We start from the raw sequence: 26,095 nt of genomic DNA on the forward strand, positions 1-26,095 counted from the left end.
CGCTTCGCGCGGTTGGGCCCGCCGCGCGGGCGACGCGCGCGACGGGCCCCGCACCGCCTTCCCACCTAATACGCACTTCACGCCCATGAACCAGGTACTGCGTCTCTCCGATCTGATCTCCGAAGGCAAACTGTCGGGCAAGCGGGTGTTCATCCGCGCCGACCTGAACGTGCCGCAGGACGATCACGGCAACATCACCGAGGACACCCGCGTGCGCGCATCGGTGCCCGCCATCCGCGCGGCGCTCGAGGCAGGCGCGGCCGTCATGGTCACGTCCCACCTCGGCCGCCCGACCGAAGGCGAATTCAGGCCGGAAGATTCGCTCGCGCCGGTCGCGAAGCGCCTCGCCGAACTGCTCGGCCGCGACGTGCCGCTCGTGGCGAACTGGGTCGAGAACGGCGTGAAGGTCGCGCCGGGCGAGGTCGTCCTGCTCGAGAATTGCCGCGTCAACAAGGGCGAGAAGAAGAACGCCGACGAGCTCGCGCAGAAGATGGCGAAGCTCTGCGACATCTACGTGAACGACGCGTTCGGCACCGCGCACCGCGCCGAGGCGACCACCTACGGCCTCGCGAAGTACGCGGGCATCGCGTGCGCGGGCCCGCTCCTCGCCGCCGAGCTCGACGCGCTCGGCAAGGCGTTCGGCGCGCCGAAGCAGCCGCTCGTGGCGATCGTCGCCGGCTCGAAGGTGTCGACCAAGCTGACCATCCTGAAGTCGCTCGCCGAGAAGGTGGACCAGTTGATCGTCGGCGGCGGGATCGCCAACACGTTCATGCTCGCGGCCGGGCTGAAGATCGGCAAGTCGCTCGCCGAGCCCGATCTCGTCGAGGAAGCGAAGGCGATCATCGCGCAGGCGCGCCTGCGCGGCGCGTCGGTGCCGATTCCGGCCGACGTCGTGACCGCGAAGGCGTTCGCGGCCGACGCGAAGGCCGAGATCAAGGCCGTGGCCGACGTCGCCGACGACGACCTGATTCTCGACATCGGCCCGCAGACCGCCAAGGCGCTCGCCTCGCAGCTCGAGAAAGCGGGCACGATCGTCTGGAACGGCCCCGTCGGCGTGTTCGAGTTCGACCAGTTCGGCAGCGGCACGAAAACGCTGGCCGAGGCCATCGCGAAGTCGCGGGCGTTCTCGATCGCCGGCGGCGGCGATACGCTCGCGGCGATCGCGAAGTACGGCATTCACGACAAGGTCAGCTACATTTCCACAGGCGGCGGCGCGTTCCTCGAGTTTCTCGAGGGCAAGAAGCTGCCGGCCGTCGAAGTGCTCGAATCGCGGGCGGCCTGAGGTGGCGCCGCGCGTGCCGGGGGCGAAGAAGGCGCCCGTGGGCGGCGTGCGGCGCGGGGCGTCCCGTCCGGCGCGAACGGCGAAGCCCGCGAGTGAAGAAACGGCGGGCGCGGCGCAGCCAAGGGGCGCGGCCGCACCCGTAATGAAGAAAGCGACGTCGCCGGCGAGCGGCGCGCGTTCCGGGGGCACCGCGCACGCGGCGCCGGCCGGTAGCCTGTCTCGCAACAGTGTTTTTCCCAGCGATTCCATTCAGACGAGGAGATTCATGCATCGCGCCACCAAGATTGTCGCCACTATCGGCCCGGCCTCGAGTACGCCGGAAGTCCTGCTGCAGATGATTCGCGGGGGCCTCGACGTGGTGCGGCTCAATTTCTCGCACGGCACCGCGGACGACCACCGCCAGCGCGCCGAAATCGTGCGGGATTGCGCCCGGCAGGCCGGCCGCGAGGTCGCCATCATGGCCGACCTGCAAGGGCCGAAGATTCGCGTCGGCAAGTTCGAGAACGGCAAGACCGCGCTCGAAGTCGGCCAGCCGTTCATCCTCGACGCCGAGTGCGAACTCGGCAACGACGAGCGCGTCGGGCTCGACTACAAGGACCTGCCGCGCGACCTGAAGCCCGGCGACGTGCTGCTGCTCAACGACGGCCTCCTCGTGCTCGACGTCCAGCGCGTGATCGGCAGCGAGATCCATACGGTCGTGCGCGTCGGCGGCGACCTGTCGAACAACAAGGGCATCAACCGCCAGGGCGGCGGCCTGACGGCGCCCGCGCTGACCGCGAAGGACATGGAGGACATCCGCACGGCGATGTCGCTCGGCGCGGACTTCGTCGCGGTGTCGTTCCCGAAGAACGCGACCGACATGGAAATGGCGCGCCAGCTCGCGAACATCGCGGGCGCGCCCTACGGCATCAAGCCGAAAATGATCGCCAAGATCGAGCGCGCCGAGGCGATTCCGGCGCTGCAGGAAATTCTCGACTCGTCCGACGGCATCATGGTCGCGCGCGGCGACCTCGCGGTCGAGGTCGGCAACGCGGCCGTGCCCGCGCTGCAAAAGCGCATGATCCGCATGGCGCGCGAGTCGAACAAGTTCGTCATCACGGCCACGCAGATGATGGAATCGATGATCCACGCGCCCGTGCCGACGCGCGCGGAGGTGTCGGACGTCGCGAACGCCGTGCTCGACGGCACCGACGCGGTGATGCTCTCGGCGGAGTCGGCGGCGGGCAAGTACCCGGTGCAGACCATCGAGGCGATGGCCGCGATCTGCGTCGAGGCGGAGAAGTCCGAGCACTCGGAACTCGACAAGGATTTCCTCGATCGCACGTTCACGCGCATCGACCAGTCGATCGCGATGGGCGCGCTCTTCACCGCCTACCACCTGGGCGCGAAGGCGATCGTCGCGCTGACCGAGTCGGGCTCGACCGCGCTCTGGATGTCGCGTCACTGGACGCACGTGCCGATCTTTGCGCTCACGCAGCGCGTGACGAGCGAGCGCGCGATGACGCTGTACCGCAACGTCACGCCGCTGCACCTCGACATCAGCAGCGATCGCGACACGGCGCTGCAGCAGGCGCTCGAAGTCGTGGTGGGCAAGGGCTACGCCGCACGCGGCGACATGGTGGTGCTGACGGTCGGCGAGCCGATGGGCCAGCCGGGCGGCACCAACACGCTGAAGATCGTGCGCGTCGGCGACGTGCTCTGAGTCGTCTGCGTTTCGCGCGTGCCGCGGCGCGGGTCGCGGCACGCGCGGGTGGTCGCTGGATGCGGCGCGGGCCGGCCACGGCCGGCTCCGACCGTACAGGTACGGGGATTGCTTCGCGATAAAATTACGGGATTCGGCGCGCGAGACGCGCTCCGGCCGTTCTTCCGCACATAAACAGACTTGAATGAGCGTCAGGGAACGGCCCTCGGCCGGCCGTGCGGCACGGCCGGCGGCACGGAAGAATTCGTTTCAAATCATAGGAGTAGAGCAATGCCTCTCGTATCAATGCGTCAATTGCTGGACCACGCGGCCGAGCACGGCTACGGCCTGCCGGCTTTCAACGTCAACAACCTCGAGCAGGTGCAGGCGATCATGGCCGCCGCCGACCAGGTCGGCGCGCCGGTGATCATGCAGGCGTCGGCGGGCGCCCGCAAGTATGCGGGCGAAGCGTTCCTGCGCCACCTGATCGAGGCGGCCGTGGAGGCGTATCCGCACATTCCCGTCGTGATGCACCAGGACCACGGCCAGTCGCCGGCCGTCTGCATGGCGGCGATCCGCAGCGGCTTTTCGAGCGTGATGATGGACGGCTCGCTGCAGGCCGACGGCAAGAGCGTGGCGTCCTACGAGTACAACGTGGACGTGTCGAAGAAGGTCGTCGAGATGGCGCACTCGATCGGCGTGACCGTCGAGGCCGAGCTCGGCGTGCTCGGCTCGCTCGAGACGATGAAGGGCGACAAGGAAGACGGTCACGGCGCCGAGGGCACGATGACGCGCGAGCAGCTCCTGACCGACCCGGAGCAGGCCGCCGACTTCGTGAAGCTCACGCATTGCGACGCGCTCGCCATCGCGATCGGCACCTCGCACGGCGCCTACAAGTTCACGAAGAAGCCGACGGGCGACATCCTCTCGATTTCGCGCATCAAGGAAATCCACGCGCGCATCCCGAACACGCACCTCGTGATGCACGGCTCGTCGTCGGTGCCGCAGGAACTGCTCGCCGAGATCCGCGAGTTTGGCGGCGACATGAAGGAAACCTACGGCGTGCCCGTCGAGGAAATCCAGGAAGGCATCCGTCACGGCGTGCGCAAGGTCAACATCGACACCGACCTGCGTCTCGCGATCACGGGCGCGATCCGCCGCTATTTTGCCGAGAACCCGTCGAAGTTCGACCCGCGCGACTATCTGAAGCCGGCCCGCGACGCCGCGAAGAAGGTCTGCGTGGACCGGTATCTGGCGTTCGGCTGCGAAGGCCAGGCCGGCAAGATCAAGCCCGTTCCGCTCGAAAAGATGGCCGAGCGCTACAAGACCGGCGAGCTCGCGCAGATCGTTCGCTAACCTGTCGCGCGGCGCCCCGATGCGGGGTCCGCGCACGTTGCCGCCGCGCCGCCCGATTCCCGGTCACTCCGGGGAACGACGGCCGGTTTTTGGTTTACCCTTGCGATTCCGGCCGAAACGTCCACGAACGTGCGCGCCGGTTTCCCCCTGAATCCAGTCACGACGATGTCTACCCTCTACGAATCCACGCTCCGCTCGCTGCCGCTCCTCGGCCGCGGCAAGGTCCGCGACAACTACGCGGTCGGCAGCGACAAGCTGCTGATCGTCACGACCGACCGTCTGTCGGCGTTCGACGTCATCATGGGCGAGCCGATTCCGCGCAAAGGCGAGGTGCTGAACCAGATGGCCGACTTCTGGTTCGAGCGGCTCAAGCACGTCGTGCCGAATCATCTGACGGGCATCGCGCCCGAAACCGTCGTGGCGCCCGGCGAGGTCAAGCAGGTGAAGGGACGCGCCGTCGTCGTCAAGCGCCTCGAGCCGATCCTGGTCGAGGCCGTGGTGCGCGGCTATCTGGCCGGCAGCGGCTGGAAGGACTACCAGGCGAGCGGCGCCGTCTGCGGCGTCGCGCTGCCGCCGGGCCTGCGCAACGCCGAGAAGCTGCCCGAGCCGATCTTCACGCCGGCCGCGAAAGCCGAGATGGGCCATCACGACGAGAACATCACGTTCGACGAGATGGAGCGCCGTATCGGCACCGAGCTGTCGGCGACGATACGCGACATTTCGATCCGCCTCTACAGGGAAGCAGCCGATTACGCGGCGACGCGCGGCATCATCATCGCCGACACGAAGTTCGAGTTCGGCCTCGACGAGCGCGGCGAGCTCTATCTGATGGACGAGGCGCTGACCGCCGACTCGTCGCGCTTCTGGCCGGCCGACCAGTACGCGGTCGGCACCAACCCGCCGTCGTTCGACAAGCAGTTCGTGCGCGACTGGCTGGAAACGCAGAACTGGGGCAAGGAGCCGCCGGCGCCGAAGCTGCCCGACGACGTCGTCGCGAAGACCTCGGCGAAGTACCAGGAGGCGCTCGAGCGCCTGACCGGCCAGAAGCTGGCCTGACGACGACGGCACGATCGAAGGAACGCGAGAGATGACCGAAGTCCAGACCGCCCACCGGCACGACGCCCCGCTCGTCGGCGTCCTGATGGGCTCGAGCTCCGACTGGGAAACGATGAAGCACGCCGTGGAGATCCTCCAGTCGTTCGGCGTGCCCTACGAGGCGCAGGTGGTGTCCGCGCACCGGATGCCCGACGAGATGTTCGCCTACGCCGAAAACGCGCGTGCGCGCGGCCTGCGTGCCATCATCGCGGGCGCGGGCGGCGCGGCGCACCTGCCCGGCATGCTGGCCGCGAAGACCACGGTGCCCGTGCTCGGCGTGCCGGTCGCGAGCAAGTACCTCAAGGGCGTCGATTCGCTGCACTCGATCGTGCAGATGCCGAAGGGCGTGCCCGTCGCGACCTTCGCGATCGGCGAGGCCGGCGCGGCCAACGCCGCGCTCTTCGCGGTGTCGATCCTCTCCGGCGCGGCGCCCGAGTATGCCGAGCGGCTGGCTGCGTTCCGCGTGCGCCAGAACGAGGCCGCGCACGCGATGGTCCTGCCGGCGCTATAAGAATTACGCAGCACCCGTCGCTTTCCCGTTTGTTGAATAAATAGTGACCCCGGCGAGGCCGCGCGTCGTCTCCACGGCGCGGCCCGCCGCGATCGACCACCGAGATGAATCCAGACAACACCCCCGTTTCACCGATCCTGCCCGGCGCCTGGCTGGGCATGGTGGGAGGCGGCCAGCTCGGCCGCATGTTCTGTTTCGCCGCCCAGTCGATGGGCTATCGCGTCGCCGTGCTCGACCCGGACCCGAACAGTCCGGCGGGCAGCGTCGCCGACCGGCACCTGCGCGCCGCCTACGACGATCCGGCCGCGCTGACCGAACTCGCGCGATTGTGCGCGGCCATCTCGACCGAATTCGAGAACGTGCCGGCCGAGAGCCTCGACCAGCTCGCGCGCACGACGTTCGTGAGTCCGGCGGGCCGCTGCGTGGCGATCGCGCAGGACCGCATCGCCGAAAAGCGCTTCATCGCCGAGGCCGGCGTAAGCGTCGCGCCGCATGTCGCGATCGAGTCGTCGCAGGCGCTCGCGGCGCTCACCGACGAGGCGCTCGCCGCCGTGCTGCCGGGCATCCTGAAGACCGCGCGGCTCGGCTACGACGGCAAGGGCCAGGTGCGCGTCGGCAATGCGGCCGAGGTGCGCGAGGCCCACGCGGCGCTTGGCGGCGTGCCCTGCGTGCTGGAAAAGCGGCTGCCGCTCAAGTTCGAAGTCTCGGCGCTGATCGCGCGCGGCGCCGGCGGCGCGACCGCCGTTTATCCGCTCGCGCAGAACGCGCATCGCGACGGCGTGCTGGCGCACACGATCGTGCCGGCGCCCGACGCGAGCCCGACGCTCGTCGCGCAGGCCCAGCAGGCCGCGCTGCAGATCGCGGTCCGGCTCGGCTACGTCGGCGTGCTGTGCGTCGAGTTTTTCGTGCTCGAGGACGGTTCGCTCGTCGCCAACGAGATGGCGCCGCGTCCGCACAACTCCGGCCACTACACGGTCGACGCGTGCGCGACGAGCCAGTTCGAGCAGCAGGTGCGGGCGATGACGGGCATGCCGCTCGGCGACACGCGCCAGCATTCGCCGGCCGTGATGCTGAACATTCTCGGCGACGTCTGGTTCCCGGGCGCGCCGAAGGGGAACAGGGCCGCGCCGACGACGCCGCCCTGGCAGGAAGTGGCCGCGATGCCCTCCGCGCGCCTGCATCTGTACGGCAAGGAAGAGGCGCGGCCGGGCCGCAAGATGGGGCACGTCAACTTCACCGCGCCGACGCTCGACGAAGCGCGCACGGCCGCGCGCGACTGCGCCCGGCTGCTTCACCTCGTGACGGGCTGAGGCCGGCGCCGGCCTCAGCCATCGCATCATGCCCGATCAACCGACCTCCGCCGCCGCCCCGACGCCGGGCGCCGAACCGTCGTCCATGGGCGTGTCCGTGAGCGCCGGCGAGATCGGGCACGCCGCCGCGCTGCTCGACGCCGGAGAACTGGTGGCGTTTCCGACCGAGACCGTCTACGGCCTCGGCGGCGACGCCGCGAGCCCGGAGGCGGTCGCCCGCATCTATGCCGCGAAGGGGCGGCCGGCGAACCATCCCGTCATCGTGCATCTGCCGCCCGGCGACGATCCCGGCTACTGGGCCGCCGAATGGCCCGACGCGGCGCGCCGCCTCGTCGAGGCGTTCTGGCCGGGGCCGCTCACGCTGATCGTCCGCCGCGCCGCGCACGTTCCCGACGCGGTCAGCGGCGGTCAGGATTCGGTGGGGCTGCGCTGTCCGTCGCATCCCGTCGCGCAGGCCCTGCTCTCGGCGTTTTCGGCGCGCCGCGCCGGACACGGCGGCGTGGCCGGACCGTCGGCGAACCGCTTCGGCCACGTGAGCCCGACCACGGCGCAGCACGTGCGCGACGAGTTCGGCGCGTCGGTGTACGTGCTGGACGGCGGCGCGTCCGAGGTCGGCATCGAATCGACCATTCTCGATTTGTCGCGCGGTTTTCCGGCGCTGCTGCGCCCCGGCCACGTGAGCCCGCGGGCGATCGCCGACGTGCTCGGCGAAGCGCCGCGCCTGCCCGACGGTTCGGACGCGACGGCGCCGCGCGCCTCGGGCACGCTGAAGGCGCATTACGCGCCGCGCACGCCGCTCGCGCTGCTGCCGTTCGAGGCGCTCGAGCCGCGGCTCGTCGCCTCGCGCGCCGCCGGCGAGCGCGTCGCGCTGGTGGCGCGTGCCTCGCGCGCACTGGCGTGGGCGCACGAGCCGAACGTGCATTTCGTCGCCGCGCCCGAGGAGCCACAGGCTTATGCGCGCGAGTTGTACGGGTTGCTGCGCGCGCTCGATCGCGCCGACGTGGCGCGCATCCTGATCGAGCAGTTGCCGCAGACGATCGAATGGATCGCCGTCAACGACCGGCTCGGCCGCGCGGCGGCCGCGTTCGAGGCGGGGCGCGCGTGACGGCTGGCTGAACGTCCGGCCGGCGATGCCCGCTCTGTATCCGGCAAGCGGAAGATCGAAAAAAAGCCCGGCTCGAAAGAGCCGGGCTTTTTCGTCGGCGCACATGTGGCGCCTACCAGGCGCCCCAAGTGCGCTTCGCGCGTTCAGTGCGTGACGCGCGGGTGCGGCCGCCGGCGCCAGCGATGGGGCACGCGCTTCGGATGCGCTTCGACCGTCACGGGCCGCTCTTCCGGCATGCCCTGATACACCCACTCGAGCAGCGAGTCGTGCGCGGCGCGCGCGGCCTCGGCGTGCGGGCCGTTGATGATGCTGACCACGACGTAGGTCTCGCCGTTGGCCGCCGCGACGTAGCCGGCGACCGCGCGCACGTCGCGCAGCGTGCCGGTCTTGATGTGCGCCTTGCCCTCGATCGGCTCGTTGACGAGGCGGTGGCGCATCGTGCCGTCCACGCCCGGCACGGGCAGCGAATCGATGAACGGCTGCGCGACCGGGCTCGCGTTCGCGGCCTGCAGCAGGTTGGCGAGCGAAAGCGCGCTGACGCGCTCTACGTCCGAGAGGCCGCAGCCGTTCTGGAGGATGAGCTCGGGCATGTCGATGCCGCTGCGGTGCAGGAACGCCCGGACCACGTCGGCGGCCTTGTCGGGCGTCGACGGCGGCTTGCCTTCCACCGCGCCGAGCGTGAGGAACAGGTTGCGCGCCATCGTGTTGTTGCTGAGCTTGTTGATCTCGTGCACCACGTCCGCGAGCGGCGGGCTTTCGTGAACGGCCACGAGGTGCGCGTCGGGCGGCACCACGCCCTCGCGGACCGTGCCGCCGAAGCTGCCGCCCGCCTGCTGCCAGAGAGCGAGGAAGCCGCCCGCGAAGAATTCGGAATGGGTGAGCGGTGCGGCCATGTTGACGCCGCGCTCGCCGCAGCGAATCGGATAGGGGCCGCTGAAGGTCGCCGTGATGGCGCCGTCCGGGTCGTGCGTGATCTGCGGCGTGAGATCGACGCCGGTGCAGGCGCCGCCGCGCAGGCGCAGCCGGTTGTCGATGCGCAACTGCGCGAGCGGCGGCAGGACGTTGATCTCGACGCCCGTGCGCGAGGGCGTCGTCGTGATGACGAGCGACTTGTAGGCGTAGAGCAGCGGATCGGGGCCGACGTTGTAGGGTGCGCTCGCGTCGCCGTCGAACGGCGGCAGGTCGCGCGTGGACGGATCGAACTCGCTCTTGTCGAGCACGAGCGCGCCGTCGATGCGGCTGATGCCGGCCGCGCGGATTTTCTGCACGAGGTCGACGAGCTGCTCGGGCACGAGCTTCGGATCGCCGGTGCCCTTGATGTAGAGATCGCCGTGCAGCACGCCGGCGGCGTCGACCTGGCCCGTCGTATAGGCGCTCGTGCGCCAGCGGTAGTCGGGGCCGAGCAGCGAGAGCCCGGTGTAGGTCGTGACGAGCTTCATCGTCGAGGCGGGCTTCATCGGCTGGCCCGCGTTGACGGCGAGGCTCGGCTGCCGGTCGCCGATCTTCTCGATGACCGCGCTGAACGACGACAGCGGCACGTGCGCCTCGGCGAGCCCGGCCATGACCGACGGCGGCAGCACGGTCGTGACGTTGATTGCCGGCTCCCGCCCGACGTCGCTGGGCTCCCCGACGGCGGGCTGCGCGAAGGCGGGCTGGACGCTCGCCAGCGCGCAGGTCGCGAGCACGGCGGCGCAGGCGCGCGTCAGCGCGGGCGGCGCGCGGCGCGAGCGGGCGGGCGACGCGGTGCGGGAGGCGGACGTACGCAGCAGGGAGCGGAAGAAGGGAAGCGGGTTGAGCGAGGCGGGCAGGGGAGGCAGCATGAAAAAGGCGGGTTGGCGAAATCGGGCGGAATTCAGGGGAGCACATGAGGCCGTGCGGGCAGACCTGCCTGCCGGAAATCGTGTGCGAGCCGGTTTGCAGCGCGCGGACACGGATGCGTCGCGGCGAACGTCGTGACCGCGCCATCTGCCGGATCGGCGAGGCGGATCGGCCGGCGCCCGCTGCAAAAGCGCACATTGTAAAAGACCTGGCGTGGCGTTTGCGTGCTGCGTGCGGCAAAAGTTTGCCCGTCGCGCGCGCGGAAGGGCGGATGAAGGGTGTGCGAAGGCTGCATGAAGGGCTGGGGGGCGCGAACGGGGCCCGGAAGCCGGTTGCGCGGCGACGCCGGGGCGGTAACGGAAAGCCGGTCGCAAGGCAAAACCCGGGGCAACGGCAAGGGGCGACGAAACCCGCGACGAAGCGGCGGCGGGAGCCGCCCGGGAAATCCGGGCCAACGGCAGGGAGCGGCAAAACGCCCGGCGGAGAAAACGGCGCATACCGCCCCGGCATCCGGCCGGCCGGGACGCTAGAATGCGCGTGGGTATCGACAAACCCGAAAAACCCCGACAAACCGTTACGGACGTTTACGCCGCCATGCGCATACTACTGGTCGAAGACGATCGCATGATTGCCGAGGGCGTGCGCAAGGCACTGCGCGGCGAAGGCTTCGCGGTCGACTGGGTCGAGGATGGCGAGGCGGCGCTCTCGGCCGCGATGGGCGAGCCGTACGATCTCGTGCTGCTCGACCTCGGTTTGCCGAAGCGCGACGGCCTCGACGTGCTGCGCACGCTGCGCGCGCGCGGCCATGCGCTGCCGGTGCTGATCGTCACCGCGCGCGACGCCGTGGCCGAGCGCGTGAAAGGCCTCGACGCGGGCGCCGACGATTACCTCGTCAAGCCCTTCGACCTCGACGAGCTCGGCGCGCGGATCCGGGCGTTGATCCGCCGCCAGATGGGCCGCAGCGAATCGACCATCCGTCACGGCGCGCTCACGCTCGACCCGGCCTCGCACCAGGTGACGCTCGACGGCGTGCCCGTCGCGCTGTCGGCGCGCGAGTTCGCGCTGCTCGAGGCGCTGCTCGCGCGTCCGGGCGCCGTGCTCTCGAAGAGCCAGCTCGAGGAAAAGATGTACGGCTGGGGCGAGGAGATCGGCAGCAACACCGTCGAGGTGTACATCCACGCGCTGCGCAAGAAGCTCGGCGCCGACCTGATTCGCAATGTGCGCGGACTCGGCTACATGATCGCCAGGCAAGCCTGAGGAGAATCCACGGCCGATGCGCTCGATTCGAAGACAATTGCTGTTCTCGCTGCTCGCGCTCGTGGTGGCGGGCGTGGGGCTCGCGGGCTGGTTGATCTACCGGCAGGCGCTGGCCGAGGCGAACGAGCTGTTCGACTATCAGCTTCAGGAAATCGCGGCGGCGCTGCCGTCCGAGCCGTTCTCGCAGATTCTCAGCTCGCGCGACACGGGCAACGAGGGCATCGTGCTGCAGATATGGAGTCGCAACGGCATGCTGATGTACTACTCGCATCCGCGCGCGCCGCTCGCGCCGCGCGCCGAGCTCGGCTTCTCGACCGAACGCACCGATCGCGGCGACTGGCGCGTGTACGGCGCGATCGTCGGCGACAACGTCGTGCAGCTCGCGCAGCCGGTGTCGGTGCGCAACCGGCTCGCCGCGAACGTCGCGCTGCGCACGCTGTGGCCGCTCATCGTGCTGCTGCCGTTTCTCGGCCTCGCGATCTGGGTGGTCGTGGGCCGCGGTTTCGTGCCGCTCGCGCGGCTCGCGCGCGCGCTCGACACGCGCCATCCGGAAGCGCTCGATCCGCTGCCCGAGCGGCGCCTGCCGCGCGAGGTCATGCCGCTCGTGCATGCGCTGAACGCGCTGCTGGAGCGGCTCGACAAGGCGCTCGACACGCAGAAGGCGTTCGTCGCCGACGCCGCCCACGAACTGCGCACGCCGCTCGCGGCCGTGCAGATCCAGGCGCAGCTCGTCGCGCGGGCGAAGGACGAGGACACGCGCCGCGAGGCGCTCGCCGACCTCCAGGCGGGCGTTACGCGCGCCACGCGTCTCGCCGGCCAGTTGCTCGCGCTCGCGCGCTCGGAGCCCGACGGCCAGCGGCGCGCGCAGCCCGTCGATCTGCACGCGCTGCTCGACGACTGCGTGGCGACCTACGCGCCGCTCGCGCAGCAGCGCGGCGTCGATCTCGGCATCGAGGAGAGCGCGAGCGCGACGGTGCAGGGCGACGCCGACGCGCTGCGCGTGATGTTCAGCAATCTGCTCGACAACGCGACCAAGTACACGCCCGGCGGCGGTCGCGTGGACGTGAGCCTGCGCGAGGAGGACGGACACCCCGTCGTGCGGATCGCCGACAGCGGTCCGGGCATTCCGGTGGAAGAGCGCGCGCGCGTGTTCGACCGTTTTTATCGCGTCGGCTCGGGCGCGACGCGCGCGCGCACCGACGTGACGGGCAGCGGTCTCGGCCTCGCGATCGTGCGGCGCGTCGCGGATCAGCACGACGCGCGGATCGGTCTCGACGATTCGGCCGCGGGCGGCCTGCAGGTCGAAGTCCGGTTCTGACGCAGTGACGACAAGGGGGCCGCCGGAAGCGGTCCGCGGCGTTTGCGCGGGACGCCGTTTTTTGCGGCTTTTCGCGCGCGGGGCCTTGCGCGAAGCCCTTTAAGACTGTTTTAAGCGATGCCGCGTAGGCTTTGCACATCATCAAGGCAATGACGCCGAGAGGAGTTCGCAATGAACGCAAAAGTATTTACCCGCAGTGCAGTGGCCATTGCCGTCGCCGTCGCGTTGTCGGCAGGGTACGTGGCCGGACGTCGCAACGTGCCGCCGCCGCAGGTCATCACGCCTGCGCAGGCCGCCATGATGCCCGCCGAAGCCGCGGCGAAGACCGGGATTCCCGATTTCTCGGGCCTCGTCGAAACCTACGGTCCGGCCGTCGTCAACATCAGCGCGCGGCACATCGTCAAACAGTCGGCCGAGCGCGGCGGCGAGCAGCAACTGCCGATCGACCCGAGCGATCCGTTCTACCAGTTCTTCAAGCATTTCTACGGCAACATTCCCGGCGACGGCGGAGACGGCGGCGGCGATTCCGACGAACCGAGCACGAGCCTCGGCTCGGGCTTCATCATCAGCCCGGACGGCTACATCCTGACGAACGCCCACGTCATCGACGGCGCGAACGTCATCACCGTGAAGCTGACCGACAAGCGCGAATACCGCGCGCGCGTGGTGGGCTCCGACAAGCAGTCCGACGTCGCCGTGCTGAAAATCGACGCGAAGAACCTGCCGGTCGTGAAGATCGGCGATCCGCGCCAGAGCAAGGTCGGCCAGTGGGTCGTCGCGATCGGTTCGCCCTACGGTTTCGACAATACGGTGACCTCGGGCATCATCAGCGCGAAGTCGCGCTCGCTGCCCGACGAGAACTACACGCCGTTCATCCAGACCGACGTGCCGGTGAATCCCGGCAATTCGGGCGGCCCGCTCTTCAACCTGGAGGGCGAGGTGATCGGCATCAACTCGATGATCTACTCGCAGACGGGCGGCTTCCAGGGCCTGTCGTTCGCGATCCCGATCGACGAGGCGATGAAGGTCAAGGACGATATCGTCAAGACCGGCCACGTGAGCCGCGGGCGTCTCGGTGTCGCGGTGCAGTCGATGAACCAGACGCTCGCCGACTCGTTCGGCATGGCCACGCCCGACGGCGCGCTCGTGAGCTCGGTCGATCCGGGCGGCCCGGCCGCGAAGGCCGGCTTGCAGCCCGGCGACGTGATTCTCGCCGTGAACGGCCAGGCCATCGACGACTCGACGGATCTGCCCTCGCTGATCGCGGGCATGAAGCCGGGCACCAAGGCGGACGTGCAGATCTGGCGCGACAAGGCGAAGAAGGACGTGGGCGTGACGATCGGCCAGCTCAGCGACACGACCGAGGCGTCGAACGGCAACACGCCGGCGCAGATGCAGGGCCGCCTCGGCGTCGCGGTGCGGCCGCTGACGCCGCAGGAGAAGAGCAACTCGTCGCTGACGCACGGGTTGTACGTCGAGCAGTCGAGCGGCGCGGCCGAAAACGCGGGCATCCAGCCCGGCGACGTGATTCTCGCCGTGAACGGCCGCCCGGTCTCGAGCGCCCAGCAACTCGCGCAGATGGTGGCGCAGGCGGGCAACAGCATCGCGCTGCTGATCCAGCGCGACGACGCGCAGATCTTCGTGCCCGTGGATCTGGGCTGACGGGCGCGGTCCGGACGGACGGCCGCTCCCGTCGTCCGGACCGGTCGGGTCCGGTCGCGCCGAAGGCCGGGCATTCTGCGCGGAGCGCGCCGACGCTTCTACCGGCCGTCACCCGCTTCGCTTCCGGACAACATAACGATCACGACCATTCGTCTGACCGGCCGGGCATGCAGATTGCGCGGCCATTGGGGTGGGAAACCCGTAAGGAGCGACCAGAATGAATACCATGCAACCCACTCGACGTTTCGTTTCCGCCGTGCTGGCGGCGTTGCTGGCGTTCGGCGGCGTCGGCGCCGCGATGGCGCAGTCGGGCACGGCCGTCGGCGGTTCGACGACCGACAACACGAGCGCCGGCAATGCCAACGGCAGCGGGATGCCGCAGGTGCAGCATCAGGGCATGATCGCCTACGTGTCGGGCGGCGTGGGGCTCGACGAGTCGCAGGCGCTGCGCCAGGCCGAAAGCCATTGGCCGCTCGCCCTGCGCTTCACGGGCCAGGGCTCGGACTATCTGGCCGACGTGCACGTGCGGATCTCCGACACCCAGGACGGACACGTGTTCGACGCGACGTCGCGCGGTCCCTATATGCTCGTCGGGCTGAGTCCGGGCCGATACGTCGTCCACGCCAGCTATAACGGCACGGAGAAAACGGTTCCGGTGACGGTGAAGTCGGCGGGCACCGCGCACGCGGCATTTACGTGGGCAAGCCAGTAAACGCCCCGTTGTTTCGCCGATGAAGATTGCGCAGGCGACCTGAGTTTCGCCCATAATTGAGCCACGGACACGTGCCGTGGCTTTTTTTCGGCCATCGGGTGCGGTTTCAGGGATCTCGCGCGGCCGGCAAAGCCAGAGCTTGCCCGCGGAAACGACAGGTGCGGCGTCGTCGCGCCAACGGGCGTCGCCGCCACGGCCGGCGACGCGGACCAGACAGGGAGCCGAACATGGCGGTCGAACCCGACGCCGGCCATCGCATCGACATCGCCGTCAATCGCCGCCGGGTACGCGTGATCCACGGCGGTATCACGGTCGCCGATACGCGGGACGCGCTGACGCTATCCGAAACGGGCCTGCCGGACGTGCAGTATTTGCCGCGCGCCGACGTGAACATGGCCCGGCTCGAACGCTCCGACCACACTTCGCATTGCCCGTACAAGGGCCATGCTTCCTACTTCCATCTGCGCACCGAAACCGGCCGCATCGAGAACGCGGCCTGGAGCTACGAGACGCCTCCGGACGACGTCCGGCGCATTCGCGGCTATCTGGCTTTCTACGTGTCGCGCATCGACCGCATCGACGAGACATCGTGATTCGCCTGCCCGTCCGAGCGCCCAATGGGAAAGCCGCCATGGAACTGAACGACGCATTACGGATTCCGCTTGCGCCGTCCGCCGTTCGGGAGGCGTTGCAGGACGTCGCGCTGGTGCGCGCGAGCCTCGACAACTGCGAGTCGTTCCGCCGGCTGGCCGAAGGCGAATACGCGCTGACGCTGACCGTACCGCTCGGACCGCTGCGGGCTCGTTACGAAGTGCGTGCTCACATCGCGCGGGACGACGATAGTGTCGACGAGCCGCTCGCGCCGCGCCGGATGCTGAGTTTCCGCGCCCGGGCGGACGGCCTCGGCTCGCTGCGCGGGCAGATCGACGTGGCGCTACGTCCCGAGGTCCATGCGATGCGTCCGGATCCCGCGAAAGCGACAAGCACGCGCATCGACTATTCGGTATGGGCGACGCTGACCGGGCCGCTCGCCGAGCTGCCGCCGCGTCAGCTCGAGAACGCGCTGCACGAGCTGGCCGACGATTTCTTCACCGAGTTTTGCGCGGTCGTCGCGGCCCGCCACGGGCAGGGGCCGAACCGCCGGCCGGACGGCGCGCCGCGCCGGCGCCAGCACGTGTTCCTGCGGCCGGGCAGCCTCGCGGGCCTGGCTCGGCGCGCGCATCTGCTGCCGCAATACGGCGGCACGCTGAGCGGGCGCGCGGCGGGCACGCTGCGTCACGACCCGGGCCAGCACGCGGTCCCGAACTGGGCGTGGGCCGTAATGATCATCTTTTTCGCGTTGCTTCTCTATGTGGCGCGCCGGTTCGCCGGCAACTGAGCTGACCGGCTCGCGCCTGCGGGCGGTGTTTTCGTGCGGTCTGCGTGCGGCTTTTTGTCGCAATTTTGCTGTGGCCCATCCGCCGGCCACGACTCGCGGCACCTATGGCACCCTATCCGGCCGGGTGAGAGCCCGGCGGCGGCGCGGGGCGCGGGCCGGACCCGCAGAAGGCGCTCATGCGCAGCGCCGGGCTCAGGCGCAACGCGTCGAGCAGCGCCTCGACGGCCTTCTCTCCATTGGCGGCAATGTCGAACAGATCGGGCAGGACCGCCATCTCGCGCAGCGATCCGCCGATGAACGCGTGCACCATCCGGGCCGCGCGCGCCGTATCGAGATCGGCCGGCAACTGGCCCTTCGACACCGCGTTGCGCAACCCGCCGTCGATGCTCGCGATCCCCTCGCGCAGCGTGGTTTGATGCCGGGCCATGACGGGCCCCATCTCCTCGACGAATTCGCACTTCAGAAACAGGATGTCGAATACGCGCCGGCGCCGCGCGTCGGTGGCGGTATTGCGCAGGCACAGCGTGCAGAGCGCCTTGACGCGCCCGAGCGGGTCGGGTTCGTCGGGGTCGAGCGAGGCGGTTTTCAGTTCGTCGAGCGGCAGGAGCACGCGGTCGAACATGGCCGTGAAGAGGTCGCCCTTGTTGTCGAAATGCCAGTAGATCGCGCCGCGCGTGACGCCGGCCGCCTGCGCGATGTCGGAGAGCGACGTGCGCGAGACGCCCTTGTCGAAAAAGACGTGCTCGGCGGCGTCGAGGATACGGTTGCGCGTCTCCTGCGCTTCCTCTTTTGTGCGTCGGACCATATCAGTGGTTCTGCGATGAAACGGGCCGTATGTCTGCTGCGGTTGGTGCGCCGCGTTTGCTGCAGCGCTTCCAGGCGGGCGGCAACGATCTGTCGGTCTTGCCAGGATCGGGGATCGATTTGACGCCCGGAAGGCTCCGTAAGCGTACGATCGTTCCTTAACATTCATTCGTGAATGTATCTATAATAGCACCGTATCGGCTGGATAGCTCGCCTGAACCCTCCGGTTAATTCCGTTAATATCCGCTCTGGTCGCAGTGGTTCCAGGAAACCTCAGGTGCTCGCCCGTGCAGGGCGGCGCGCCGCTGTGTTGCCTGGGCAGGGCGCGGTCGGGTCCGCGCCGTCATGTGTGCCCAGGGCTATCCACCCCATGAGTTGCCAGATATGGCGTGCGTCGGCGTCCCGTGCGAGTCGGGACGCCCGCTTTTTTAATTGTCAGTCATAGACAGAGGTCGCTCCATGCGCGTCGAACGGGTTCCATTTCGCCTAATCAGTGTCGCGACGGCTGCCGTAATGCTCGCAGCATGCGGACAACAGCAGTCGGCCCCTCCGCAGGTCCCCGAAGTGGGCGTCGTTACCGTCCAGCCGGGTTCAGTGCCGGTCGTCACCGAACTGCCGGGCCGCACCAGCGCGTTCCTCGTCGCCCAGGTGCGGGCGCGCGTGGACGGCATCGTGCTGAACCGGGACTTCGTCGAAGGCTCGATCGTGAAAGAGGGACAGCGCCTCTACAAGATCGACCCGGCGCCCTACATCGCCGCGCTCAATAGCGCCAGGGCGACGCTCGCGAAGGCCCAGGCGAATCTCGTGACCACCACTGCACAGGCCAGCCGCTACAAGGTGCTGGTGGCCGCCAACGCGGTCAGCAAGCAGGACTACGACAACGCCGTGGCCGCCGAAGACGAGGCCGCCGCCGACGTCGCGTCGGGCAAGGCCGCGGTCGACACGGCGCAGATCAACCTCGGCTATACGGACGTCTTCTCGCCGATCACGGGCCAGGTCGGCATCTCGCAGGTGACGCCGGGCGCCTACGTGCAGGCGAGCGCCGCCACGCTGATGTCCACGGTGCAGCAGCTCGATCCCGTCTACGTCGACCTCACGCAGTCGAGCCTCCAGGGCCTGCAACTGCGCCGCGACATCGAAGAGGGCCGCGTGCAGACGAGCGGACCGAACGCGGCGAAGGTCACGCTGATCCTCGAGGACGGCCGCACCTATTCCGAGCCGGGCAAGCTGCAGTTCACCGACGTGACCGTGGACCAGACCACGGGCTCCGTGACGATCCGCGCGATCTTCCCGAACCCGCACCGCGTGCTGCTGCCGGGCATGTTCGTGCGCGCGCGCATCGAGGAAGGCGTCAACGATCACGCGTTCCTCGTGCCGGAAGTCGGCGTCATGCACGACCAGAAGGGCGACGCCAACGTGTACGTGGTCGATTCGGACAACAAGGTCGAGTTGCGCCCGGTCGTGACGTCGACCACGCATGGGCAGGATTGGGTCGTAGACAGCGGCCTGAATCCGGGCGACCGCGTGATCGTGCAGGGCACGCTCAAGGTTCAGCCGGGCCAGACCGTGAAGGCCGTCGACGCGCAACTGCCGCCGCCGCCGCCGCCGGGGGCACCCTCGGCCGACCTCGCGACGGGCGCCGCCCAGGCGCCGGCCGCATCGGGCGCTTCGGCTGCGTCAGCCGCTTCCGCCGCGCAATAACAGGGAGCCTGCTTCATGGCAAAGTTCTTTATCGATCGCCCGATTTTTGCATGGGTGATCGCCATCATTCTGATGCTCGCGGGCACGGCGGCGGTGATGACGCTGCCGATCTCGCAGTATCCGACCATCGCACCGCCTTCGATCCAGATCACGGCTACCTACCCGGGCGCTTCGGCCTCGACGGTGGAAGACACCGTGACCCAGGTGATCGAGCAGCAGATGAGCGGCATCGACCACCTGCTCTACATGTCGTCGACGAGTGACGACACCGGCACGGCCGTCATCACGCTGACGTTCGCGGCGGGGACCAACCCCGACATTGCGCAGGTCCAGGTCCAGAACAAGCTGCAGCTCGCGACGCCTATCCTGCCGCAGGTCGTGCAGCAGCTCGGCATCAAGGTCTCGAAGTCGAGCAACAGCTTCCTGCTCGTGCTCGCGTTCGTGTCCGAAGACGGCAGCATGAACAAGTACGACCTCGCGAACTACGTGGCCTCGCACGTCGAAGACCCGGTGAGCCGCGTGGACGGCGTGGGTATCGTGACGCTGTTCGGCACCGAGTACGCGATGCGGATCTGGCTCGACCCGAACAAGCTGAACAACTATCAGCTAACACCGATCGACGTTTCCAACGCGATCGCCGCGCAGAACATCCAGGTCGCGGGCGGCCAGCTTGGCGGCACGCCTTCGGTGGCGGGCCAGTCGATGCAGGCGACCATCACGGAAGCGACGCTGCTGCGCACGCCCGAGCAGTTCGGTAACATCCTGCTGAAGGTGAATCCGGACGGTTCCCAGGTGCGGTTGAGGGACGTGGCGCGCATCGCGCTCGGCGGCGAAAACTACAACTTCGATACGAAGTACAGCGGCGCGCCGACGGCCGGCCTCGGCATCCAGCTCGCCACGGGCGCCAACGCGCTGCAGACCGCCGAACTCGTGCGGGCCAAGGTCGAGCAGCTCTCGAAGTACTTCCCGCACGGTCTCGTCGTGAAATACCCGTACGACACGACGCCGTTCGTGCGCCTGTCGATCGAGGACGTGATCAAGACGCTGATCGAGGGCATCGTGCTGGTGTTCCTCGTGATGTATCTGTTCCTGCAGAACCTGCGCGCGACGCTGATTCCGACCATCGCCGTGCCGGTCGTGCTGCTCGGCACGTTCGCGGTCATGGCGGTGGTCGGCTTCTCGATCAACACGCTGTCGATGTTCGGGCTCGTGCTCGCCATCGGCCTGCTGGTCGACGACGCGATCGTGGTGGTCGAGAACGTCGAGCGGGTGATGGTCGAGGACGGGTTGTCGCCGCGCGACGCGACCCGCAAGGCGATGGGCCAGATCACCGGCGCGCTCGTCGGCGTGGCCCTCGTGCTCTCGGCCGTGTTCGTGCCGGTGGCGCTTTCGGGCGGCGCGGTCGGCGCCATCTACCGGCAGTTCTCGCTCACGATCGTGGCGGCGATGGTGCTCTCGGTGCTCGTCGCGCTGATCCTGACACCGGCGCTCTGCGCGACGATCCTCAAGCCGATTCCGCCGGGGCACCACGAGGCGAAGAAGGGCTTCTTCGGCTGGTTCAACCGGACCTTCGAGAAGGGCCGCAACAAGTATCACAACGGCGTTTATCACGTCATCCGGCGCTCCGGGCGCTGGCTCGTGATCTACCTCGTGGTGATCGTCGCGGTCGGCATGCTGTTCGTGCGCCTGCCCAAGTCGTTCCTGCCGGACGAGGACCAGGGCACGATGTTCATCATCGTGCAGACGCCGCCCAATTCGACCCAGGAAACCACGGCGCGTACGCTCGAGAACATCACGAACTACCTGCTGACCGACGAGAAGAGCATCGTCGACGCGGTGTTCACCGTGAACGGCTTCAGCTTCGCGGGCCGCGGCCAGAACTCGGGCCTCGTGTTCGTGCGGATGAAGGACTGGTCGGTGCGCCAGCGCGCCGACCAGAAGGTGCCGGCGCTCGTCGGCCGGGTGTTCGCGCATTACGCGAACTACAAGGACGCGATGGTGATACCGGTGAATCCGCCGTCGATTCCGGAACTCGGCACGGCCTCGGGCTTCGACTTCGAACTCGAGGATCAGGCGGGGCTCGGCCACGATGCGCTGATGGCCGCGCGCAACCAGTTGCTCGGGATGGCGGCGAAGGATCCGGTGCTCGCGCTCGTGCGCCCGAACGGCCTGAACGACACGCCTGAATACAAGGTGGACATCGACCGCGAGAAGGCCGAGGCGCTTGGCCTCAGCCCCTCGGACATCGACCAGACGTTCTCGATCGCGTGGGCTTCGCAGTACGTGAACAACTTCCTCGACGTCGACGGCCGGATCAAGCAGGTGTACGTGGAGTCCGACGCGCGGTTCCGGATGAACCCGAACGACCTGAACGTCTGGTACGTGCGCAACGGCTCTGGCGGGATGGTGCCGTTCAGCGCGTTCGCGTCGGGCCACTGGACCTACGGCTCGCCGAAGCTCGAACGCTACAACGGCATCTCGTCGATCGAAATCCAGGGTCAGTCCGCGCCGGGCAAGAGTACCGGCCAGGCGATGACCGAGATGGAGGCCCTCGCCGCGAAGCTGCCGCCCGGCATCGGCTACGAATGGACCGGGTTGTCGTTCCAGGAGCTGCAGTCGGGCTCGCAGGCGCCGATCCTCTACGGCATCTCGATCCTCGTCGTGTTCCTGTGTCTCGCGGCGCTCTACGAGAGCTGGTCGATTCCGTTCGCGGTCATCATGGTCGTGCCGCTCGGCGTGCTCGGCGCGCTGCTCGCGGTGACGCTGCGCGGGCTCGAGAACGACGTGTTCTTCCAGGTCGGCCTGCTGACCACGGTGGGGCTGTCGGCGAAGAACGCGATTCTGATCGTGGAATTCGCGCGCGAGCTGCAGATCGGCGGCAAGATGGGGCCGGTCGAGGCCGCGCTCGAGGCGGCGCGAATGCGGTTGAGGCCGATTCTGATGACCTCGATGGCGTTCGTGCTCGGCGTGCTGCCGCTCGCGATCAGCAACGGCGCGGGCTCGGCGAGCCAGCACGCGATCGGTACGGGCGTGATCGGCGGGATGCTGACCGCAACGTTCCTCGCGATCTTCATGATCCCGATGTTCTTCGTCGTGATTCGCGGCAAGTTCTCGGGCGACAAGGAAGATCCGGACGCGGCGCTGGCGCATTACGACGAACATCACGCGCACGACGGAGAAGAAGCCGGCACGGACGGCGACCACGGTACGGGCGGTAGCGATGCCGGCAACGACAACGGCGGCAGCGGCCCGGGCAACGAAGGACATTGAGATGCATAAATATTCCGTGATTGCAGTTGCGGCCGCGCTTCTCGCCACCGGCTGCACGATGGAGCCGAAGTTCATGCGGCCGGCCGCGCCGGTGTCGTCGACGTTCCCGCAAGGCGGCGTCTACGCGACGCAGCCGGGGCAGGGCGGGCGCAGCCTCGCGCCCGACGAGCGCAGCGCGAACGGCGCGGCGGCCGTCGACATCGGCTGGCGCGACTTCTTCGTCGATCCGCGTCTGCAGCAACTGATCGAGATTGCGTTGAAAAACAACCGCAATCTGCGCGTGGCGGCGCTCAACGTACAGGCCGCGCGCGCGCAGTATCAGATCACGCGCGCGGCGCTCCTGCCGACCCTCGACGCGGTCGGTTCGGGCTCGCGGCAGCGCACGCCGAAGGATCTCTCGCTCTTCAACCAGACGCTTTCGACTACCTACACGGTGGGGCTTAGCGCGTCGTGGGAAATCGACTTCTTCGGCCGCCTGCGCAGCCTGAAGGACGTCGCGCTCGACCAGTATCTGTCGACGGCCCAGGCGCGCAAGGCGGCGGAAATCCTGCTCGTCTCTCAGGTGGGCGACCAGTATCTGACGATGCTGGCCGACGACGATCTGCTCGAAGTTACGCGCGAGACGCTGAGCACGGCCGAGGCGTCGTATAACCTCACGAAGCTGCAGTACGAGAACGGCACGGGTTCGGAGCTGGATCTGCGCGAGGCGCAGACCGTGGTCGAGTCTGCGCGGGCGAACATGCAGGCCCAGGCCCGCGCCCGCGCCCAGGACGAGAACGCGCTCGTGCTGCTGCTCGGCGAGCCACTGCCGGCCAACCTCGCGCCGGGGCTGCCGCTCGACTCGCAGAAGCTGCTCGCCGACGTTCCTGCCGGCTTGCCGTCCGATCTCCTGACGCGCCGGCCCGACATCATGGAGGCCGAGGAGTCGCTGCGGGCCGCCAACGCGAACATCGGCGCGGCGCGCGCGGCGTTCTTCCCGAACATCTCGCTCACCGGCACGTTCGGCACGGCGAGCCCGACGCTCGGCGGCCTGTTCAAGGCCGGCTCGGCGGCGTGGTCGTTCGCGCCGCAGATCGCGGCGCCGATCTTCGAGGGCGGCTCGAACATCGCCAACCTCGATCTCGCGCACGTCGAGAAGAACATCCAGATCGCGCAGTACGAGCAGGCGATCCAGTCGGCGTTCCGCGAAGTGGCGGACGGGCTGGCCGCGCGCGGCACCTACGATCAGGAGCTCTCCTCGCTCGAGACCGACACGTTCGCGAACCAGCGTCGCCTCGACCTGTCGGAGCTGCGCTACCGCAACGGCGTGGACAGCTACCTGTCAGTGCTGACGGCGCAGACGGACCTGTACGCCGTGCAGCAGCAGTTGATCTCGACGCGCCTTGCCCAACTGAGCAATTTGGTCGATCTGTACCGTGCGCTGGGCGGCGGCTGGATCGAGCATTCGGGCGACAACCCGCGTCCCGCCGACGCGCCGGTGGACTACGGCGCGGCGAGCGCGCCGACGGCCGCATCGGCGCCGGCCGCGAGCTGAAGCGGTCGGTCGGGCAGGACGGAAACGCCACGGAAATCCGTGGCGTTTTTTTATGCGCGCGGCAGCCGGCGCGACAGCGGGATGCCGACGCTTGCCGTTATGATCTGGGCTCGCCCGCGCGCACGTCGGCACGTCGGCACGTCGGCACGTCGGGAAGCGCGATGCTCGAAGCGACCTTGCGCCGGCTGTCGTAGGATGAGGCCGAGACGTCCGGCGCGCCCGGCATGCCCGGTGCGCGGCGGAGTACACGAGGCGCAGCGGCGCGGTCCGCGGGCACACGGATTTTTGCAGATTCACAGGAGCATCGACAATGAAGACCAAAGCAGCCATCGCATGGAAGGCGGGCGTCCCGCTGACGATCGAGGAAGTCGATCTGGAAGGGCCGCGCGCCGGCGAGGTCCTGATCGAGGTGAAGGCGACGGGCATCTGCCACACCGACTACTACACGCTCTCGGGCGCGGACCCCGAGGGCATCTTCCCGGCCATTCTCGGCCACGAGGGCGCAGGTGTGGTCGTCGACGTCGGCCCCGGCGTCGGCTCGCTGAGGAAGGGCGATCACGTGATTCCGCTCTACACGCCCGAATGCCGCCAGTGCAAGTTCTGCCTGTCGCGCAAGACCAACCTGTGCCAGGCGATCCGCACGACTCAGGGCCGGGGCCTCATGCCCGACTCGACCTCGCGCTTCTCGCTCGGCGGCAAGCCGCTCTTTCATTACATGGGCACCTCGACGTTCTCGAACTACATCGTCGTGCCGGAGATCGCCGTCGCGAAGATTCGCGAGGACGCGCCGTTCGACAAGGTCTGCTACATCGGCTGCGGCGTGACGACGGGCGTGGGCGCGGTCGTCTACTCGGCGAAGGTCGAGGCGGGCGCGAACGTCGTCGTGTTCGGGCTCGGCGGCATCGGCCTGAACGTCATTCAGGGCGCGAAGATGGTCGGGGCCGACAAAATCATCGGCGTCGACCTCAACCCGAAGCGCGTCGAGCTCGCGAAGAAGTTCGGCATGACGCACTTCATCAACCCGAACGAGGTCGAGAACGTCGTCGACCACATCGTGCAGTTGACCGACGGCGGCGCCGACTACTCGTTCGAGTGCATCGGCAACACGAAGGTGATGCGCCAGGCGCTCGAGTGCACGCACAAGGGCTGGGGCCAGTCGTTCATCATCGGCGTGGCGGCGGCCGGCGAGGAGATCGGCACGCGGCCGTTCCAGCTCGTCACGGGTCGCCAGTGGAAGGGCTCGGCCTTCGGCGGCGCGCGCGGACGCACCGACGTGCCGAAGATCGTCGACTGGTACATGGAAGGCAAGATCAACATCGACGACCTCATCACGCACACGCTGCCGCTCGAGAAGATCAACGACGGCTTCGACCTGATGAAGAAGGGCGAGTCGATCCGCTCGGTCGTGCTGTACTGAGGAAAGGGAGCGCGCGATGCTGGAACTCGTCGAGGAACACGCCTGCCACGGCGGCGTGCAGCGCATCTATCGCCACGAATCGAAGACGATCGGTCTGCCGATGCGCTTCTCGGTCTATCTGCCGCCGCAGGCGCAGAAGGCGCGCGTGCCGGGTCTCGTCTACCTGGCCGGGCTGACCTGCACCGAGGAGACGTTCCCGATCAAGGCCGGCGCGCAGCGCTTCGCCGCGCAGCACGGGCTCGCGCTGATTTCGCCCGACACGAGCCCGCGCGGAGCCGGCGTGCCGGGCGAGACCGACGCGTGGGACTTCGGCGTGGGCGCGGGTTTTTACGTCGACGCCACGCGCGTGCCGTGGTCGACGCACTACCGGATGTACTCGTACGTGCGCGACGAGTTGCCCGACGCCGTCGTGGCGAGCCTGCCCGTGGACGGCGAGCGGCTCGGCATCTTCGGTCACTCGATGGGCGGCCACGGCGCGCTGATGCTCGCGCTGCGCAATCCCGAGCGCTATCGGTCGGTGTCGGCGTTCGCGCCGATCGCCGCGCCGATGCGCTGTCCGTGGGGCGAGAAGGCGTTTTCGGGTTATCTCGGCGAGGACCGCGAGGCCTGGCGGCAGTACGACGCGAGCGAGCTCGTGGCGCAGGCCTCGCGTCGCTTCGACGAAGGCATCCTGATCGATCAGGGGCTCTCGGACCCGTTCCTCGAGCAGCAGTTGCATCCGGACGCGTTCGAGGCCGCCTGTCGCGCGGCGGGTCAGCCGCTGACGCTGCGCCGTCACGCGGGCTACGACCACGGGTACTTCTTCATCTCGACGTTCGTCGAGGACCACGTCGCGCATCACGCGCGCGCGCTGTCTAGGTAGCGCGCGTCCTGTCCGGCGGCGG

The 26,095-nt window shown here is 68.5% G+C and carries 20 protein-coding genes; 18 read left to right on the forward strand and 2 right to left on the reverse strand.

Annotated features, from left to right (window positions below):
• Positions 1-85 precede the first annotated feature (85 nt).
• The 7 genes from CY652_RS19285 to CY652_RS19315 all read left to right on the forward strand — a co-directional run bounded on the left by CY652_RS19285 (position 86) and on the right by CY652_RS19315 (position 8,340).
• A complete protein-coding gene (locus CY652_RS19285) occupies positions 86-1,282 on the forward strand; it encodes a phosphoglycerate kinase (RefSeq protein WP_102132321.1) in 1,197 nt (398 codons plus the stop codon).
• 265 nt (positions 1,283-1,547) lie between these two features.
• The gene (gene pyk, locus CY652_RS19290; RefSeq protein WP_102132322.1) at positions 1,548-2,984 is read left to right on the forward strand and encodes a pyruvate kinase; all 1,437 of its coding nucleotides are present in this window, start codon (positions 1,548-1,550) and stop codon (positions 2,982-2,984) included.
• A gap of 270 nt (positions 2,985-3,254) precedes the next feature.
• On the forward strand, positions 3,255-4,319 hold the full coding sequence (gene fba / locus CY652_RS19295; protein ID WP_102132323.1) for a class II fructose-bisphosphate aldolase: 1,065 nt from the start codon (positions 3,255-3,257) through the stop codon (positions 4,317-4,319).
• Between the two features lie 165 nt (positions 4,320-4,484).
• On the forward strand, positions 4,485-5,375 hold the full coding sequence (locus CY652_RS19300) for a phosphoribosylaminoimidazolesuccinocarboxamide synthase (RefSeq protein WP_102132324.1): 891 nt from the start codon (positions 4,485-4,487) through the stop codon (positions 5,373-5,375).
• 31 nt (positions 5,376-5,406) lie between these two features.
• Complete coding sequence (gene purE, locus CY652_RS19305) at positions 5,407-5,925, forward strand: 5-(carboxyamino)imidazole ribonucleotide mutase (protein WP_102132325.1); 519 nt, start codon at positions 5,407-5,409, stop codon at positions 5,923-5,925.
• A 104-nt stretch (positions 5,926-6,029) separates the two neighbouring features.
• The gene (locus CY652_RS19310; protein WP_102132326.1) at positions 6,030-7,235 is read left to right on the forward strand and encodes a 5-(carboxyamino)imidazole ribonucleotide synthase; all 1,206 of its coding nucleotides are present in this window, start codon (positions 6,030-6,032) and stop codon (positions 7,233-7,235) included.
• An 85-nt stretch (positions 7,236-7,320) separates the two neighbouring features.
• On the forward strand, positions 7,321-8,340 hold the full coding sequence (locus CY652_RS19315) for an L-threonylcarbamoyladenylate synthase (protein WP_102132356.1): 1,020 nt from the start codon (positions 7,321-7,323) through the stop codon (positions 8,338-8,340).
• A 143-nt stretch (positions 8,341-8,483) separates the two neighbouring features.
• On the opposite strand, the gene dacB is transcribed toward CY652_RS19315, so the two are convergent.
• Positions 8,484-10,160, reverse strand: a complete 1,677-nt coding sequence (dacB, locus tag CY652_RS19320; protein ID WP_102132327.1) for a D-alanyl-D-alanine carboxypeptidase/D-alanyl-D-alanine endopeptidase — start codon at positions 10,158-10,160, stop codon at positions 8,484-8,486.
• 592 nt (positions 10,161-10,752) lie between these two features.
• Between dacB and CY652_RS19325 the strand changes: the two genes are divergently transcribed.
• The 6 genes from CY652_RS19325 (at position 10,753) to CY652_RS19350 (ending at position 16,485) form a co-directional block, all read left to right on the forward strand.
• Complete coding sequence (locus CY652_RS19325) at positions 10,753-11,415, forward strand: response regulator (protein WP_102132328.1); 663 nt, start codon at positions 10,753-10,755, stop codon at positions 11,413-11,415.
• A 16-nt stretch (positions 11,416-11,431) separates the two neighbouring features.
• Complete coding sequence (locus CY652_RS19330; protein ID WP_102132329.1) at positions 11,432-12,733, forward strand: ATP-binding protein; 1,302 nt, start codon at positions 11,432-11,434, stop codon at positions 12,731-12,733.
• Between the two features lie 171 nt (positions 12,734-12,904).
• Positions 12,905-14,395 (forward strand): DegQ family serine endoprotease, encoded by a 1,491-nt coding sequence (locus CY652_RS19335; protein ID WP_102132330.1) that lies wholly within the window; start codon positions 12,905-12,907, stop codon positions 14,393-14,395.
• A gap of 217 nt (positions 14,396-14,612) precedes the next feature.
• On the forward strand, positions 14,613-15,107 hold the full coding sequence (locus tag CY652_RS19340) for a carboxypeptidase-like regulatory domain-containing protein (protein WP_102132331.1): 495 nt from the start codon (positions 14,613-14,615) through the stop codon (positions 15,105-15,107).
• Positions 15,108-15,334: 227 nt separating this feature from the next.
• On the forward strand, positions 15,335-15,700 hold the full coding sequence (locus CY652_RS19345) for a DUF427 domain-containing protein (RefSeq protein WP_102132332.1): 366 nt from the start codon (positions 15,335-15,337) through the stop codon (positions 15,698-15,700).
• A gap of 38 nt (positions 15,701-15,738) precedes the next feature.
• Complete coding sequence (locus CY652_RS19350; RefSeq protein WP_102132333.1) at positions 15,739-16,485, forward strand: CoxG family protein; 747 nt, start codon at positions 15,739-15,741, stop codon at positions 16,483-16,485.
• 112 nt (positions 16,486-16,597) lie between these two features.
• On the opposite strand, the gene CY652_RS19355 is transcribed toward CY652_RS19350, so the two are convergent.
• Positions 16,598-17,290 (reverse strand): TetR family transcriptional regulator, encoded by a 693-nt coding sequence (locus CY652_RS19355; RefSeq protein WP_102132334.1) that lies wholly within the window; start codon positions 17,288-17,290, stop codon positions 16,598-16,600.
• 458 nt (positions 17,291-17,748) lie between these two features.
• Between CY652_RS19355 and CY652_RS19360 the strand changes: the two genes are divergently transcribed.
• The 5 genes from CY652_RS19360 to fghA all read left to right on the forward strand — a co-directional run bounded on the left by CY652_RS19360 (position 17,749) and on the right by fghA (position 26,073).
• A complete protein-coding gene (locus CY652_RS19360) occupies positions 17,749-18,990 on the forward strand; it encodes an efflux RND transporter periplasmic adaptor subunit (RefSeq protein ID WP_102132335.1) in 1,242 nt (413 codons plus the stop codon).
• A gap of 15 nt (positions 18,991-19,005) precedes the next feature.
• Positions 19,006-22,260 (forward strand): efflux RND transporter permease subunit, encoded by a 3,255-nt coding sequence (locus CY652_RS19365; protein WP_102132336.1) that lies wholly within the window; start codon positions 19,006-19,008, stop codon positions 22,258-22,260.
• 1 nt (position 22,261) lies between these two features.
• Positions 22,262-23,794, forward strand: coding sequence for an efflux transporter outer membrane subunit (locus tag CY652_RS19370; RefSeq protein ID WP_102132337.1), 1,533 nt, complete (start codon positions 22,262-22,264; stop codon positions 23,792-23,794).
• A 310-nt stretch (positions 23,795-24,104) separates the two neighbouring features.
• A complete protein-coding gene (locus tag CY652_RS19375) occupies positions 24,105-25,211 on the forward strand; it encodes an S-(hydroxymethyl)glutathione dehydrogenase/class III alcohol dehydrogenase (RefSeq protein ID WP_102132338.1) in 1,107 nt (368 codons plus the stop codon).
• A 16-nt stretch (positions 25,212-25,227) separates the two neighbouring features.
• A complete protein-coding gene (gene fghA, locus CY652_RS19380; RefSeq protein ID WP_102132339.1) occupies positions 25,228-26,073 on the forward strand; it encodes an S-formylglutathione hydrolase in 846 nt (281 codons plus the stop codon).
• Positions 26,074-26,095: the final 22 nt, after the last annotated feature.

It is taken from the genome of Burkholderia sp. WAC0059 (assembly GCF_002870125.1).
GTDB lineage: Bacteria > Pseudomonadota > Gammaproteobacteria > Burkholderiales > Burkholderiaceae > Paraburkholderia.

Excerpts from the sequence above, each read along its gene's own strand:
- CY652_RS19285 (WP_102132321.1), top strand. The coding sequence starts at position 86 with ATGAACCAGGTACTGCGTCTCTCCGATCTGATCTCCGAAGGCAAACTG.
- pyk (WP_102132322.1), top strand. The coding sequence starts at position 1,548 with ATGCATCGCGCCACCAAGATTGTCGCCACTATCGGCCCGGCCTCGAGT.
- fba (WP_102132323.1), top strand. The coding sequence starts at position 3,255 with ATGCCTCTCGTATCAATGCGTCAATTGCTGGACCACGCGGCCGAGCAC.
- CY652_RS19300 (WP_102132324.1), top strand. The coding sequence starts at position 4,485 with ATGTCTACCCTCTACGAATCCACGCTCCGCTCGCTGCCGCTCCTCGGC.
- purE (WP_102132325.1), top strand. The coding sequence starts at position 5,407 with ATGACCGAAGTCCAGACCGCCCACCGGCACGACGCCCCGCTCGTCGGC.
- CY652_RS19310 (WP_102132326.1), top strand. The coding sequence starts at position 6,030 with ATGAATCCAGACAACACCCCCGTTTCACCGATCCTGCCCGGCGCCTGG.
- CY652_RS19315 (WP_102132356.1), top strand. The coding sequence starts at position 7,321 with ATGGGCGTGTCCGTGAGCGCCGGCGAGATCGGGCACGCCGCCGCGCTG.
- dacB (WP_102132327.1), bottom strand. The coding sequence starts at position 10,160 with ATGCTGCCTCCCCTGCCCGCCTCGCTCAACCCGCTTCCCTTCTTCCGC.
- CY652_RS19325 (WP_102132328.1), top strand. The coding sequence starts at position 10,753 with ATGCGCATACTACTGGTCGAAGACGATCGCATGATTGCCGAGGGCGTG.
- CY652_RS19330 (WP_102132329.1), top strand. The coding sequence starts at position 11,432 with ATGCGCTCGATTCGAAGACAATTGCTGTTCTCGCTGCTCGCGCTCGTG.
- CY652_RS19335 (WP_102132330.1), top strand. The coding sequence starts at position 12,905 with ATGAACGCAAAAGTATTTACCCGCAGTGCAGTGGCCATTGCCGTCGCC.
- CY652_RS19340 (WP_102132331.1), top strand. The coding sequence starts at position 14,613 with ATGAATACCATGCAACCCACTCGACGTTTCGTTTCCGCCGTGCTGGCG.
- CY652_RS19345 (WP_102132332.1), top strand. The coding sequence starts at position 15,335 with ATGGCGGTCGAACCCGACGCCGGCCATCGCATCGACATCGCCGTCAAT.
- CY652_RS19350 (WP_102132333.1), top strand. The coding sequence starts at position 15,739 with ATGGAACTGAACGACGCATTACGGATTCCGCTTGCGCCGTCCGCCGTT.
- CY652_RS19355 (WP_102132334.1), bottom strand. The coding sequence starts at position 17,290 with ATGGTCCGACGCACAAAAGAGGAAGCGCAGGAGACGCGCAACCGTATC.
- CY652_RS19360 (WP_102132335.1), top strand. The coding sequence starts at position 17,749 with ATGCGCGTCGAACGGGTTCCATTTCGCCTAATCAGTGTCGCGACGGCT.
- CY652_RS19365 (WP_102132336.1), top strand. The coding sequence starts at position 19,006 with ATGGCAAAGTTCTTTATCGATCGCCCGATTTTTGCATGGGTGATCGCC.
- CY652_RS19370 (WP_102132337.1), top strand. The coding sequence starts at position 22,262 with ATGCATAAATATTCCGTGATTGCAGTTGCGGCCGCGCTTCTCGCCACC.
- CY652_RS19375 (WP_102132338.1), top strand. The coding sequence starts at position 24,105 with ATGAAGACCAAAGCAGCCATCGCATGGAAGGCGGGCGTCCCGCTGACG.
- fghA (WP_102132339.1), top strand. The coding sequence starts at position 25,228 with ATGCTGGAACTCGTCGAGGAACACGCCTGCCACGGCGGCGTGCAGCGC.